Origin of the sequence: Vibrio qingdaonensis, assembly GCF_026191675.1 — a bacterium.
GTDB lineage: Bacteria > Pseudomonadota > Gammaproteobacteria > Enterobacterales > Vibrionaceae > Vibrio > Vibrio qingdaonensis.
This window is the reverse complement of the sequence record NZ_JAKRRY010000031.1, coordinates 23,418-37,560: the sequence shown is the minus strand read 5'-3', so window position 1 is coordinate 37,560 and position 14,143 is coordinate 23,418. Positions and strand designations below refer to the sequence as shown.

Here is a 14,143-nt window from a genome sequence, read left to right as displayed (position 1 = left end):
TTATTTATTTGGAGTTCGTTGAATGAGCCGAATAGGTCAAGAAGTATCCGATCTTTTACACCGCAGTATGGACTCTCATGTAAGAGTTGCGGTTACCGGTTTGTCTCGCGCGGGGAAAACCGCGTTCATTACTTCGTTAGTTAACCAATTACTTCACACGTCGACTCATGACAATTTGCCGTTACTTGATTGCGCGCGAGACGGACGATTGATCGGCGCAAAGCGTGTCCCTCAATCTAACTTAATGGTTCCTCGCTTCGCTTATGACGAGGCTGTGAGTCAATTGCTCTCGACGCCGCCTAGTTGGCCGGAGCCAACACGTGATGTGAGTGAGATACGTTTAGCGGTTAAGTACAAGCCCGCTAAAGGGGCAAAACGGCTAGTGAGCAAAACATCGACACTTTATATTGATGTTATTGATTATCCTGGCGAGTGGTTACTAGACCTACCGTTACTCGATCTTACGTTTGAGCAGTGGAGTGAGCTACAGTTTGACAATCTTACTGGGATTCGTCGTGAATGTGCGCAAGATTGGCTGACAACGCTTGATCAGTTTGACGCGAATGGCGAAGAGAACGAAAAGGTCATCGCTGACATTGCTGATAGCTTTACTCAATACTTATACACGTGCAAAGCACGCGGACTTCATTGGGTACAACCAGGACGTTTTGTTCTGCCGGGTGAGTTAAAAGGTGCACCAGTATTGCAGTTTTTTCCTTGTCATGCGCCGTCAGAGAAAGTGGTAAAGACAAGTGGTTATGCCATGCTCAAACGTCGTTATGAAGAGTATCAAACCAAAGTAGTGAAACAGTTCTATAAGAACCACTTTTCTACCTTTGATCGTCAGATTGTGCTGGTGGATTGCCTGCAGCCTCTCATGGCAAGTTCAGAAGCCTTTCACGATATGAAAGGTGCGTTGCAACAAATTATGAAGAGCTTTCGCTATGGACAGAGCAATTTGCTTCGTCGTGTGTTTTCGTCTCGAATTGACAAAATCTTGTTTGCTGCCACGAAAGCTGATCATGTCACACCCGAGCAGCATAATAACTTAGTCAGTTTGTTGCAGCAGATGGTTCATCCCGCTTGGCAAGAAACGGCCTTTGAAAACATCGACATGAGTTGTATGAGTGTGGCGTCCATCCTCGCGACAGAGGCGGGGTTTGTCGGGAAAAGTACCGAAAATATGCCAGCACTGCGAGGGACAACATTGGCAGGCGACCCGATGACGCTTTATCCGGGGGATGTACCAGCAAAGCTGCCAAAACCAGAGTATTGGCAAAATAATCGATTTGAATTTACGGCATTTAGGCCTCTTGAGCACGACCCGGATACCCCTTGTCGCCATATACGAATAGATAAAGCATTGCAGTATTTAATTGGAGATAAACTTCGATGAATGACATAAAAGGGCGGAAAGTTTTCGCCGAAGATGAACCGACACTTGATAAGTCTTTAGAGGTGAATAGTCAGGCGTTATTTGAGGCACAAGACACCTTTGTTCCTTCGGTTCCGGAACTATCCGATGACTTGGAAGATAAAGAATTAGAACAAGTCGTCAAAGGGAGCGGTAAGAAAGGATGGTTGGCAAGCTCATTGCTGATCGTATTTACTGGGCTCGTTGGATGGCAAGCAGTTGATAATGTCGTAACTGCAATCAATACCGGTGACTGGCTATCGCTGGGCTGGTCTGGGTTAGTGACAGCCATCGCCGCTTTAGGAATTGGAGCTTTCGGCAAAGAGTTGTACAAACTTAGAAAACTGAAAGATCATTTCTCTGCTCAAGAACAAGCAGAAGCAATTATTGACAATGATGGTGTGGGACAAGGACAAGCCTTCTGCCAGAAACTGGCTCAAGAAGCGGGTATTCAACCAGAGCACCCAGCGTTTGACCGTTGGAAAAACAGTGTTCATAGTGCACATAGCGATGCTGAAATACTCAACATGTATCAATCTATGGTGATAAAGGAACAGGACAAACAAGCGCTGACAACCGTCTCTAAGTTATCGGGAGAAGCGGCATTATTGGTGGCGTTAAGCCCATTGGCCATTGCCGACATGTTATTGATAGCATGGCGAAACTTTAGAATGATTGATCAGTTATCTGCGGTTTATGGCGTCGAGTTGGGTTATTGGTCTCGTTTAAAGCTGTTTAAATTGGTGCTAGTGAATATTGCACTGGCTGGTGCGAGTGAGCTTGCGATTGAATCGAGTGCTGATCTTTTGTCGTTAAATATCGCAGAGAAGCTCTCAGCTAGGGCGGGACAAGGCATTGGTGTGGGGTTGATCACGGCTCGATTAGGGCTTAAAACGATGGCGTTAATGCGGCCAATACCGTTTCCAGAACAAGACAAACCAAGGTTGAGTACTATTAAAACCTCTGTGATATCTCGTCTAAAAGAAAAACTCACATCATAGTGAACCTATCTCTTTGGTAGTAACACTGCCACAAATCTAATGGATCCCCTGAGCCCAATTTGGGGGATCGTTAACGAATACCGTGTTCGCGTAACCGCTTATACATAGTATTCCTACTGACGTTTAAAACCTTTGCCGTCGCGGAAATGTTCCGCCCTTGCGCCTCATACACTGATAGCCAATCATCAGGCGGGCTGTCTAGTGTTTGCGGAATAATACGTTCAGGAGAAGAGATGAGAGACGGCTCCAAATCACTTAAAAAATCATCGGGAAGGTGCTCTATCGTAATGGTATCAGTATCTGACATCGCCACTGCAATCTGAATCACACTCACCATTTGTCGTATATTGCCGGGCCATGGATGTGCTTTAAATAGTGCCAATACATCAAAACTTAAGCGGGGTAAGGACTCAGAGAGCGAGTACCTGCGCAGTAGGAAGGCGATCACGGCTTCTTTGTCAGTGCGTTCTCTCAATGGTGGGATGGTGATATTTAACCCGGTGACTCGATAGTATAAATCTTGTCGAAAAGTACCTTGGTCCACATCCAGTTTAAGATGACGGTTGGTTGCCGAAACAAGTTTAAAATCAACTGGGTAAGAAGACGTGGAACCTAAAGGTGTGACCTGTCTTTCTTGCAAGACCCGTAATAACCTCGCTTGGACATTCATCGGCATATCACCGAGCTCATCTAGAAACAATGTGCCTTTGTCGGCTTTTCTAATAAGACCAATATAGCCTTGCGTATGCGCGCCAGTAAATGCCCCTTTTTCGTACCCAAATAATTCAGACTCCACCAGTTCAGAGGGTATCGCTGCGCAGTTAACCGCAATCAAAGGTGCATTTTTTCGTGCGCTGGACTGATGGAGGGCATTCACAAACACCTCTTTACCAACGCCTGTCTCCCCATGAATCAATATCGGAATGTCAGTATGCAGAATTCGGCTTGCCTGACTGATTGCTTTAGCCAATCGGGGATCGCCCATATTGATTCCAGCGAGATCAAGAGGCGCATCGGTGGTCGTTTGTGGTGGTGTAGGAGTGCTGGTTCGGTAATCAAGTCGTCGAGCTTTTGGCTGCGTAGGAGGAAGCACAATGGCGAACACCCGAGATTGACTCAGCGATGAGACCGGAAACGGCGTAAAAGCAGGATGTGACATGACATGATTCAGTTTAGCATCAAAAATTTGCTCAAATCGCTGCAGGGCAAGGTTTTTACCTAATACGACTTCGGCTCTGCGATTCGCTGAAACGATAATGCCATCCTCGTTGAACACAAGTAATGAAGACCATTGACTATCAATATTGTCGGGGGATGAATTGAACCAAAATAAGTAGTGATCATGTTGGAAGCGGCTGGCAATGAGCTGGTTTTCGATGGCTTGAGACATCAGTTTGACCATACCTAATGTATGGGCTGTCGGCATATACGCATCACTTGAAATGGACAATACCCCGGTGAGCCGACGATCGGCATCAAATAACGGCGCGGCCGATCCTGCCATAAAGCGATTGGACGCGAGAAAATGCTCATCTCTAAAAACTTGCACAACAGAGCCTGTTTGTAACGCCGTTCCTATTGCATTTGTTCCTATTAGACTTTCTTTCCAGTGTACGCCATTTTTAAAGACATTCGGTTGCTGACGACTAAAAAAATGTTGTTCCCCCCAGCTGTTGAGTACTTGACCTTTAGGGTTGGCGAGCGAGATCAAGCAATTGCTGTTGGCGAGCAGACTGTCATAAAACGGCAGCACTTTTTGCTGAGTGGTATGAATCAAACTGGCACTTTGTTCTTCAATGTGCGAAAAAGGCTGCCCGGTTGTCATTTCAATGATGGGCGTACTGGAATGGGAAAGCCCCGCTTCGCGGCATCGTCGCCATGATTTCTCTATGATTGTTTTGTGAATATTGTCCATGCCATTACTTACGCCATTTTTAGAGTGGAAACACTAAAGGTTCGTATGCGAACAAAAATGTTCACTAATTGCTCAAACAACATATCATTCCAGTGAACACTCTGAACACAAAATGTTAACAATTGTTACTTGGATCAAGAAAATAAACAGTGGGTAAATTTGAGTAACAACAGTGTCTTAGTAATTTATTCTATTACTCTTCAATGGCTTGTATCTACAAATGTAATATTTATGTTACTAATTTAATTTGTTGGCACAACTCTCGCATTATTGAGCAATATCGAAAGTTATTGTTTGGGAATGTAGGAGTTACTCGTGTCGCTAACACTTGAGCAGGTAAGCAAAATTGTTGATGGAGAAACTCATATCTCCAATATCAACCTTACGTTTGAACCCGGGTCGTTTAATGTTCTGTTGGGACGTACGTTAGCAGGAAAAACTTCGCTAATGCGTCTTATTGCGGGTTTGGATCAACCCACGTCGGGAAGAATTGAGGTGAACGGTGTGGATGTCACTGGGGTGTCAGTTCGCGACAGAAACATCTCTATGGTCTATCAGCAATTTATTAACTACCCCAATTTAACGGTATTCGAAAATATCGCCTCACCGCTACGATTAGCCGGAACGCCAAAGAAAGATATTCAAGAGCGCGTTCATGCGACCGCTGAGATGCTGCGTATTACTGAGCACTTAAACAAACATCCCTTAGCACTATCGGGTGGCCAGCAGCAACGTACTGCGATGGCGCGGGCGTTGGTTAAAGACGCAGAAATCATTTTGTTTGATGAGCCGCTTGTCAACTTGGACTATAAGTTGCGTGAAGAGTTGCGACAGGAAATGAGAGAGTTATTCAAGACGCGCCACACCATTGCCATTTATGCCACAACAGAACCTAATGAAGCGCTTGCATTAGGCGGGACGACCACAATATTGCATGAAGGAAGTGTCGTACAAACCGGCATCACACCGCAGGTCTACCATCAACCAGATAACATCGTCTCCGCCACGTTGTTTAGTGAGCCTCCCATAAACTTATTGCCTGGAGATGTGACGGACAGTGAAGTTACGTTTGATCAGAGCGCCCATTTTGCGCTTAACCAGTCGCTTAGCCTGTTACCTAAAGATCGCTACAACTTTGGTATCAGACCGAGTCATCTCAGTTTATTGCCGAAAAATGATGATGATGTTGAGCTGACGGTTCAAGTTGAAGTGGCTGAGATTAGTGGCTCTGAAACTTTTTTACACGTGCGTAACATGCATTTTGATTTAGTGCTTCATTTGGCCGGGGTGCACAGCTATGAAGTGGATGAAACGATCAAGATCTATATTCCCATTCACAAATTCTACGTATTCGGCATGGATGAGAAGCTCATTCATGCGCCTATCAATGATGTGCGAGGACGATAACCATGGTGCAAATTACGCTCAAATCACTCGCTCATACCTACGATAAATCGCCAGATGCTAATTCGACCTATGCCATTCAAGAAATGAATCATGTTTGGAAGAAAGGGGGAGCTTATGCGCTACTGGGGCCGTCTGGTTGCGGTAAATCCACGCTTCTAAACATCATCTCCGGATTGATGAGCCCTTCACAGGGGGAAGTCTTGTTTGATGACCTAAAAGTCAATGAATTGCGCCCACAAGATAGAAATATTGCTCAGGTTTTTCAGTTCCCAGTTATCTACGACACCATGACCGTCTATGAAAATTTGGCCTTTCCGCTGAAGAATATGAAGGTTCACAAGGCCAAAATTCACTCTAAGGTTACGGAAATTGCAGACATTCTTGAGCTAACAAATGTGTTGTCAAAAAAAGCGCAGCACTTAACGGCGGATGAAAAGCAAAAAGTATCAATGGGACGAGGCCTGGTACGTGATGATGTGTCCGCGATTTTGTTCGACGAACCTCTCACCGTGATCGACCCGCAATTAAAATGGAAGCTGCGTCGTAAGCTCAAGCAGATCCATCAACAGTTCAACATCACCATGGTCTATGTAACACACGATCAATTAGAAGCTTCGACATTCGCTGATGAAATCGCAGTGATGTACGACGGAAAAATCGTGCAATTTGGGACGCCAAGGGACTTGTTTGAGCGACCTAACCACACGTTTGTTGGCTATTTTATTGGTAGCCCAGGCATGAACTTGATGTCGGTAGAGCCAACACAGCATGGCGTGTCATTTGACAATGTTGAGATACCGCTATCAAAAGGATTCCGAGAGGTTATTGCCGAAACGGCCAGCGACAACATTAAGATCGGCATTCGGCCCGAATTTGTACACGTATGGGAAAAGGAAACACCGAGTGCGCTGGTCTCTCGTGTGGAGCATGTTGAAGATTTAGGTACGTATAAAATTCTGACACTTAAGCTTGGAACGCAGCAAATAAAAGCACGTCTTCAAGAAGATCAGTTGGTCCCGAAAGACATTGCTTACATCAGTTTTCCAGAGCAATGGACCATGTTGTACGTGAACGAATATTTGGTGAAGGTAGGAGAAAACCAATGAATAAGGTAACGAACAATAAGGCTTGGTTTCTGGTACTCCCAGTATTTGTTTTGGTGGCCTTTAGCGCCATTGTTCCTTTAATGACCGTGGTGAACTACTCACTACAGGATATTTTTGATGCTCATACGGCGTATTTTGTTGGTACAGAGTGGTACCGTGAAATGCTCAATGATGAACGCTTACATGGGGCGCTATTGAGGCAGTTCGGGTTTACCTTTACGGTGTTATTAATTGAAGTTCCGCTCGGAATTATTGTGGCATTGACGATGCCAACAAAAGGGAAGTGGTCGGCATTTTGTTTGATAATTCTCGCCGTGCCGTTGTTGATTCCGCTCAATGTGGTGGGCACCATTTGGCAGATCTTTGGACGGGCTGATATTGGGCTGTTAGGTTGGTCGCTCAACAACCTAGGGATTAACTACAACTATGCGGGTAACCCTATTGACGCATGGCTGACGGTTATCTTAATGGACGTTTGGCACTGGACTTCATTGATTGCGCTGTTGTGTTACTCGGGGCTAAGAGCCATTCCAGATGCTTACTATCAAGCGGCCAATATCGATAGAGCGTCAACATGGTCAATCATACGTTATATTCAACTGCCTAAGCTGAAGAGCGTCTTGCTTATCGGTGTCCTAATTCGCTTTATGGACAGTTTTATGATCTATACCGAGCCGTTTGTTCTTACCGGTGGGGGGCCGGGTAACTCGACGACGTTTCTAAGCCAAACGCTCACACAGATGGCCATTGGTCAATTTGATATTGGGCCCGCCGCGGCATTCTCTATTATTTACTTCTTAATTATATTGCTGGTCAGTTGGTTGTTTTATACCGCAATGACGCACGGTGAAAACAAATAAAGGAAGGTACAATGACTAAATCTAAATATACGCGATATACACAAATAGTGGGGCTGTCATTTTATATTGTGTGCTTAATGCTGCCGATCTATTGGTTGCTTAATATGTCATTCAAAGAAAATCAAGAAATATTGGGTGGTTTGAGTTTTTGGCCAGAGGCGTGGACGTTTAACAACTACACGACGATATTTTCTGACCCTACTTGGTATATGGGTTATGTGAATTCCGTTATCTACGTAGTGATGAATATGTGTATTACACTGCTCGTCGCGTTACCTGCAGCCTATGCATTCTCACGTTATAAATTCATTGGTGATAAGCACTTATTCTTTTGGCTATTAACTAACAGGATGGCACCACCTGCCGTGTTTTTGTTGCCCTTCTTTCAGCTGTATTCTTCGGTAGGGTTGTTTGACACGCATATTGCAGTAGCGCTAGCTCATTGTTTATTTAATGTCCCTCTTGCTGTGTGGATATTGGAAGGCTTCATGTCTGGGGTCCCAAGAGAAATTGATGAGACCGCCTATATTGATGGCTATAGTTTCCCCAAATTTTTCGCGAAAATATTCTTACCAATGATTCGCTCTGGGATTGGTGTGACGGCATTTTTCTGCTTTATGTTTAGCTGGGTCGAACTGCTGTTGGCTCGGACATTAACGTCGGTGGATGCAAAGCCAATCTCTGCTGTTATGACGAGAACGGTCAGTGCTTCGGGCATTGACTGGGGAGTGTTGGCTGCCGCTGGCGTACTAACGATTTTACCCGGAATACTTGTAATTTGGTTTGTACGAAACCATGTGGCGAAAGGGTTTGCATTGGGTCGAGTTTAACAGGAGAAGTATGATGAATTGGATGGCATGGACAACACCATCAGCGATGTTTTTTTTAGGGATAGCGTCGATTCTATTAACGATGACAATACTGGAAGTGAAATCACCCTGTATTGAAAGAAAAGGATTTTTGCCGATCAGTACCACTCGAGGAGACAGGCTTTTTATTGGACTACTCAGCGCCGCTTATATTCATTTAGGATTTATCGGCGCAACCGAACTGTCTATTTGGGTTCCATTTTCAATTTCGATTTTGTGGCTGAGCACGGTATTGAAATGGGGGTGAATAAATTCATTTCATGAAATTAGTCATTCGTTATTGTCTAGATAAAAAATGAGATGGCTAATGACCAATAGGAATGAATATTTTAACAAATAAGTTTAACTGAAATTATCTGCATCGCCAACTGACGGTGCTGCTAATGCTGTAATAACCGACACAGGCACAACGTTTATAGAAAGGTGATTGGAACTGTGTCCATTAATTGCGTAGTAAGTTGTAACGTAAACACTCAAAAACGGAGTAAAATAATAATGAAAAAGGATATAAATAAACCTTATCTCGCCACGTGCATCTCATTGTCATTAATGTTTGCGGCGTTGTCACCAAAGGCTTATGCAGATATGGCGGCAGCGAAGAAGTGGATGGATGAAGAGTTTACGCCATCAACGCTAAGTACTGATGAGCAAACTAAAGAAATGCAATGGTTTATTGATGCTGCAAAACCGTTTCAAGGAATGGAAATTAATGTTGCTTCAGAAACGATCACCACTCATGAATATGAAGCGAAAGTGCTGGCGAAGGCTTTCTATGAAATTACCGGAATTAAGGTTAATCACGACTTGATTCAGGAAGGGGATGTGGTCGAAAAATTGCAGACCCAGATGCAAACGGATCGAAATATCTATGATGGTTATATTAATGATTCGGACTTGATTGGTACTCATGTTCGCTATGGCAAAGTGGTTCCTATTTCGGACTTTATTGCGGGTGAAGGCAAAAGTGTGACTAACCCGTACCTCGATCTCCCTGACTTTATTGGCATCGACTTTACTACCGGGCCTGATGGCAAAATCTATCAATTGCCGGATCAACAATTTGCTAACCTTTATTGGTTCCGTGCCGATTGGTTTGAACGCGAAGATCTCAAAGCCAAATTCAAAGAGATATATGGCTATGAGTTAGGAGTGCCGTTGAATTGGTCTGCTTATGAAGACATCGCTGAGTTCTTCAGTGAAAAAGTTAAAATGATCGATGGGGAGCGCGTATACGGACACATGGATTATGGAAAAAAAGATCCATCATTAGGCTGGCGCTTTACCGACTCGTGGTTCTCAATGGCAGGCGCAGGTGACAAAGGGCTACCTAATGGCTTACCAGTGGATGAGTGGGGTATTCGATTGGAAGGGTGTAGCCCTGTTGGGTCGGATGTGGCTCGAGGTGGCGCAACCAATGGCCCTGCTGCCGTTTATGCTACGACAAAATACGTAGATTGGCTGAAGCAGTACGCGCCACCAGAAGCTCAAGGTATGACCTTCGGTGAAGCTGGCCCAGTACCTGCTCAGGGGTCCATCGCGCAGCAAATATTTTGGTATACCGCATTTACGGCTGATATGACCAAACCAGGGCTACCAGTTGTCAATGAAGATGGGACACCGAAATGGCGCATGGCACCTTCTCCCAAAGGACCATACTGGGAAGAGGGGATGAAATTGGGCTACCAAGATGCGGGCTCTTGGACGTTCTTGAACAGTACACCACTTGATCGCCGTCAAGCGGCGTGGTTGTATGCTCAGTTTGTGGTGTCGAAGTCAGTGAGCTTAAAGAAAACATTAGTGGGGTTAACGCCAATTCGTGAGTCGGATATTAACTCACAAGCCATGACAGATGCTGCACCGAAGCTAGGTGGTCTCGTTGAGTTCTATCGCAGCGATGCGCGCAAGCAATGGACGCCTACTGGAACTAACGTTCCTGATTATCCGAAACTGGCGCAACTTTGGTGGCAATATGTTTCTGAAGCGGCAAGTGGCGAGAAAACGCCTCAGCAAGCGTTAGATGGACTCGCAGCAGCGCAAGATAAAGTGCTCAAACGTTTAGAGCGTAGCGGCGTACAGGGAGAGTGTGGTCCTAAACTCAATGAGAAAAAAGGCAGAGAATATTGGTTAGCGCAACCGGGATCTCCGAAAGCTAAATTGGCCAATGAGAAGCCACAAGGTAAGACGATTGCGTATCAAGATCTGATTGCTAAGTAGTATGACTCACAATATGTTCTGAAAAAGGCGGCCAGGTTATGGGCCGCCTTTCTTATTTTTACCTATGTCAACAAAACACTACTCGCACGGCGGTGCAAGGTGAATAAGCGCAAGTCCCCCTTGTGACGTTTCACGATATTTCTTATGCATGTCTTTTCCTGTTTGGTACATCGTCTCGATCACTTTATCTAGCGAGATAAGGCATTTGCTGGTGCGCTTTAGTGCCATGCGAGAGGCGTTGATTGCTTTCATTGCACCCATCGCATTTCGTTCGATACATGGCACTTGAACCAAACCGCCAATTGGGTCACAGGTCATGCCAAGTGAGTGCTCCATGGCAATTTCTGCCGCAATACAGATTTGCTCGTTACTGCCGCCACGAAGTGCGGTTAAGCCTGCAGCAGCCATGGACGATGAAACACCGACTTCGCCTTGACAACCCACTTCAGCACCAGAGATTGAGGCATTGGTCTTGTACAAAATACCGATAGCACCAGAGACGGCAAGAAAGTCTTTCAACTGTTTTGTGTCGAGCTCTTTAATAAAGCGATGGTAATACATCAATACCGCCGGAATTACACCCGCGGCACCATTGGTCGGGGAGGTGACCACTTGTCCACCCGCCGCGTTTTCTTCGCTTACCGCAAACGCAAACAGGTTAATCCAGTCTAGGATTTCCATTGGGTCATTTTCTATGGCCGCATTGGCTTCTAATTTTTTCAGTAGATTCGGCGCACGACGAGTGACATTAAGACCACCGTCTAAGATTCCTTCGGTTTCAAAGCCACGCTCCATGCAACGCATCATGACACGCCAGATTTGTTCTGCTTTGGCGTCGATGTCTTCCATACTCGTGAATGACACCTCATTACGAAGAATGAAGCCGCCTAAGCTCATGCCACTTTTCTCTGCTTTTTCAAGCATCTCATCCGCACTAGAAAACGGAAACTCAACCTCTGTTGTTTGGGTTTTTTTGCCGAATTTTAGTTCGTCCTCGGTCGCGATAAATCCGCCACCAATGGAATAGTAGGTTTCGAAAGCCAGGCGGTTTCCGTCGGCATCAAAAGCTGAAATAGTCATGCCATTTTCATGTAATGGCAGGTTCTCTTCGTGGAAGATAATGTCTTTCTTGAAGTTGAAATTGATATTATGTTCACCAGACAGCGCCAGTTTACCTTCTTTAATCGCGGCGCGCATCGCTTCATTGGCACTGGTGATTTTAATAGTGTCAGGTTTGTTACCCAATAATCCGAGGATAGTTGCGCGGTCGGTATGATGACCAATGCCAGTGAGCGAAAGCGAACCATATAAATCGACTTGAATTCGATCGACGCTGTCTAGCGCAGACGTAAGTAGTTGAGTAAATTCATATCCGGCGATCATAGGCCCATTGGTATGGGAACTTGAGGGGCCGACGCCGATTTTGTAGATTTCGAAAATTGAAAGCATATTGACTGTCTCACTGTTTCTTATAGCTATTCGTCGATTGACCTTTCTATTATATTGTTAAAATTTGGATTTTATTATTATTTGTTTGTAAATTTTGGCAACGGTTTGATTTTCCTCTAGCCAGAGCCCTTAAGTCGCATGGAATGTGCTGTTTCTAATGAGTTCAGTTTTATATGGTGAGTGAAACGTTTGCGGTCTAGTGGTCAGATGTCATAAATTGAGTGAATTTGCCTATTATTTGGATAGGTAAAAGTTATTTTCTTTTTGTCTAGCACGCTGTTAACATTGCGTCCGCTAAACAATTGCCCCCATTGTCTAAGGAAAAAAGATGGTAATCCCTGAAAACAGCAGCATCGTTATTTTTGGTGCTTCAGGTGATCTGACTTACCGTAAGTTGATCCCTGCACTTTACCATTTGTTTGCCAGCAAACAGCTGCCAAAATCATTCGCTATTCTTGGTGTAAGCCGCACAAAATACAGTGACGAGTCTTATAGAGAAAAGCTTAAAAAGTCATTGCAAGAAATGGAGAAAACGGAACCGGAAACACTAGAAGCATTCTGCAACCACCTTCATTATCAAGCGATTGATACATCGGATACTCAAGATTACGCAAAACTGGCAACCCGTCTTGATGACGTTGCCAACCAGTATGGTTTTGAACAACGTAATACGCTCTTCTATTTGGCGACACCGCCAAGCCTTTACAGCATTATTCCTGCAAGTCTAGCGGCTCACGGTCTTAACAGTGAAGCGGATGGCTGGAAGCGTCTTATTATCGAAAAACCATTTGGCTACGATCTTGCTTCTGCTCGTAAATTAGATAAAGAGATTCATGAGCATTTCCAAGAGCATCAAATCTACCGTATCGACCACTACTTAGGTAAAGAAACGGTTCAAAACCTGCTGGTTTTGCGTTTCTCGAATGCGATGTTTGAACCACTTTGGAACCATCAGTATGTGGATTATGTCGAAATCACTGGCGCTGAGTTCCTTGGTGTAGAAGAACGTGGTGGTTACTACGACGGTTCTGGCGCAGTTCGTGACATGTTCCAAAACCACTTGTTGCAAGTTTTAGCAATGGTGGGCATGGAGTCGCCAGCGCAAATCAATGCCGATGCTATTCGTAATGAAGTAGTAAAAGTGCTGCAGTGTCTTCGTCCGTTATCTGATGATGACTTACGCGACAACCTCGTACTAGGGCAGTATACCGAGTCCAATGTACGCGGACAGTTTCTACCGAGTTACCGAGACGAACATGGCGTCGCGGACGATTCAAGAACGGAAACGTACGTGGGCCTTAAAATGTTTATCGACAACTGGCGTTGGAATGGTGTGCCATTTTACGTTCGGTCTGGTAAGCGTTTGCCTACACGTGTGACTGAAGTCGTGATTCACTTCAAACAAACACCACATCCTGTTTTTGGCAAAAATGCACCTGAAAACAAGCTCATTATTCGTATTCAGCCAGATGAAGGCATTCAAATGAGTTTTGGCTTGAAAGAGCCCGGTGCTGGGTTTAACGCCAAAGAAGTGAAGATGAATTTCCACTACGCTTCATTGCAAGAGACTCAGATGCTAACCGCATACGAACGTTTATTGTTGGATGCGCTGAATGGTGATGCCACGCTATTTGCCCGCAGCGATGCCGTAGAAGCATGCTGGGAGTTTGTTCAGCCAATCTTAGATTATAAGCAGGGACCGCAAGCGTTGTATGGCTATGCATGTGGCACTTGGGGACCAAAAGAGTGCGACAAGTTATTGCATGACGACGGCCGAGCTTGGCGCTTCCCATGTAAAAACCTCACAGACACAGACTATTGTGAGCTGTAAACTTAAATAAAATTAACGATCAGAGCCGTTTGCTTTGGTTGTATGAAGTTAAATAAAACTTAATCGCAGCAAGTTAA

General features: G+C 44.9%; 11 protein-coding genes. 9 read left to right on the top strand and 2 right to left on the bottom strand.

The genetic code is table 11. The annotated features are described in order from the left end of the window. The first annotated feature begins 22 nt into the window (after nt 1–22). The gene (locus MD535_RS19125) at nt 23–1,396 is read left to right on the top strand and encodes a YcjX family GTP-binding protein (RefSeq protein ID WP_265676666.1); all 1,374 of its coding nucleotides are present in this window, start codon (nt 23–25) and stop codon (nt 1,394–1,396) included. Beyond that, nucleotides 1,393–2,415 (top strand): YcjF family protein, encoded by a 1,023-nt coding sequence (locus MD535_RS19120; protein ID WP_265676665.1) that lies wholly within the window; start codon nt 1,393–1,395, stop codon nt 2,413–2,415. Before MD535_RS19125 ends, MD535_RS19120 begins: the two co-directional genes overlap by 4 nt. Before the next feature lie 70 nt (nt 2,416–2,485). Here MD535_RS19120 and MD535_RS19115 read toward each other — a convergent pair whose 3' ends face one another. Beyond that, entirely contained in the window at nt 2,486–4,330 is a 1,845-nt protein-coding gene (locus MD535_RS19115; RefSeq protein ID WP_265676664.1) for a sigma-54-dependent Fis family transcriptional regulator, read from the bottom strand. Between the two features lie 315 nt (nt 4,331–4,645). On the opposite strand from MD535_RS19115, the gene MD535_RS19110 reads away from it, so the two are divergent. From MD535_RS19110 to MD535_RS19085, 6 genes are all read left to right on the top strand, one after another. After that, nucleotides 4,646–5,737, top strand: coding sequence for an ABC transporter ATP-binding protein (locus MD535_RS19110; RefSeq protein WP_265676663.1), 1,092 nt, complete (start codon nt 4,646–4,648; stop codon nt 5,735–5,737). Between the two features lie 2 nt (nt 5,738–5,739). Continuing rightward, nucleotides 5,740–6,843, top strand: coding sequence for an ABC transporter ATP-binding protein (locus tag MD535_RS19105; RefSeq protein ID WP_265676662.1), 1,104 nt, complete (start codon nt 5,740–5,742; stop codon nt 6,841–6,843). After that, nucleotides 6,840–7,703 (top strand): carbohydrate ABC transporter permease, encoded by an 864-nt coding sequence (locus MD535_RS19100; RefSeq protein WP_265676661.1) that lies wholly within the window; start codon nt 6,840–6,842, stop codon nt 7,701–7,703. The genes MD535_RS19105 and MD535_RS19100 overlap by 4 nt, the downstream gene beginning before the upstream one ends. Before the next feature lie 11 nt (nt 7,704–7,714). Continuing rightward, a complete protein-coding gene (locus MD535_RS19095; protein WP_265676660.1) occupies nt 7,715–8,533 on the top strand; it encodes a carbohydrate ABC transporter permease in 819 nt (272 codons plus the stop codon). 13 nt (nt 8,534–8,546) lie between these two features. Beyond that, nucleotides 8,547–8,819 carry a DUF2160 domain-containing protein gene (locus MD535_RS19090; protein WP_265676691.1) on the top strand — a complete coding sequence of 91 codons (273 nt, stop codon included), beginning with the start codon at nt 8,547–8,549 and terminating at the stop codon, nt 8,817–8,819. Nucleotides 8,820–9,067: 248 nt separating this feature from the next. Next, nucleotides 9,068–10,786, top strand: a complete 1,719-nt coding sequence (locus MD535_RS19085) for an ABC transporter substrate-binding protein (RefSeq protein WP_265676659.1) — start codon at nt 9,068–9,070, stop codon at nt 10,784–10,786. A 78-nt stretch (nt 10,787–10,864) separates the two neighbouring features. Here MD535_RS19085 and MD535_RS19080 read toward each other — a convergent pair whose 3' ends face one another. Beyond that, complete coding sequence (locus tag MD535_RS19080) at nt 10,865–12,235, bottom strand: L-serine ammonia-lyase (RefSeq protein ID WP_265676658.1); 1,371 nt, start codon at nt 12,233–12,235, stop codon at nt 10,865–10,867. A gap of 328 nt (nt 12,236–12,563) precedes the next feature. Here MD535_RS19080 and zwf point away from each other — a divergent pair, with 328 nt between their 5' ends. Then, a complete protein-coding gene (gene zwf, locus MD535_RS19075) occupies nt 12,564–14,066 on the top strand; it encodes a glucose-6-phosphate dehydrogenase (RefSeq protein WP_265676657.1) in 1,503 nt (500 codons plus the stop codon). Nucleotides 14,067–14,143: the final 77 nt, after the last annotated feature.

Bases quoted from the DNA above. Each gene is read 5' to 3' on its own strand.
- MD535_RS19100 (WP_265676661.1), top strand. From the start codon at position 6,840: ATGAATAAGGTAACGAACAATAAGGCTTGGTTTCTGGTACTCCCAGTA.
- MD535_RS19115 (WP_265676664.1), bottom strand. From the start codon at position 4,330: ATGGACAATATTCACAAAACAATCATAGAGAAATCATGGCGACGATGC.
- MD535_RS19090 (WP_265676691.1), top strand. From the start codon at position 8,547: ATGAATTGGATGGCATGGACAACACCATCAGCGATGTTTTTTTTAGGG.
- MD535_RS19120 (WP_265676665.1), top strand. From the start codon at position 1,393: ATGAATGACATAAAAGGGCGGAAAGTTTTCGCCGAAGATGAACCGACA.
- MD535_RS19080 (WP_265676658.1), bottom strand. From the start codon at position 12,235: ATGCTTTCAATTTTCGAAATCTACAAAATCGGCGTCGGCCCCTCAAGT.
- zwf (WP_265676657.1), top strand. From the start codon at position 12,564: ATGGTAATCCCTGAAAACAGCAGCATCGTTATTTTTGGTGCTTCAGGT.
- MD535_RS19095 (WP_265676660.1), top strand. From the start codon at position 7,715: ATGACTAAATCTAAATATACGCGATATACACAAATAGTGGGGCTGTCA.
- MD535_RS19085 (WP_265676659.1), top strand. From the start codon at position 9,068: ATGAAAAAGGATATAAATAAACCTTATCTCGCCACGTGCATCTCATTG.
- MD535_RS19125 (WP_265676666.1), top strand. From the start codon at position 23: ATGAGCCGAATAGGTCAAGAAGTATCCGATCTTTTACACCGCAGTATG.
- MD535_RS19105 (WP_265676662.1), top strand. From the start codon at position 5,740: ATGGTGCAAATTACGCTCAAATCACTCGCTCATACCTACGATAAATCG.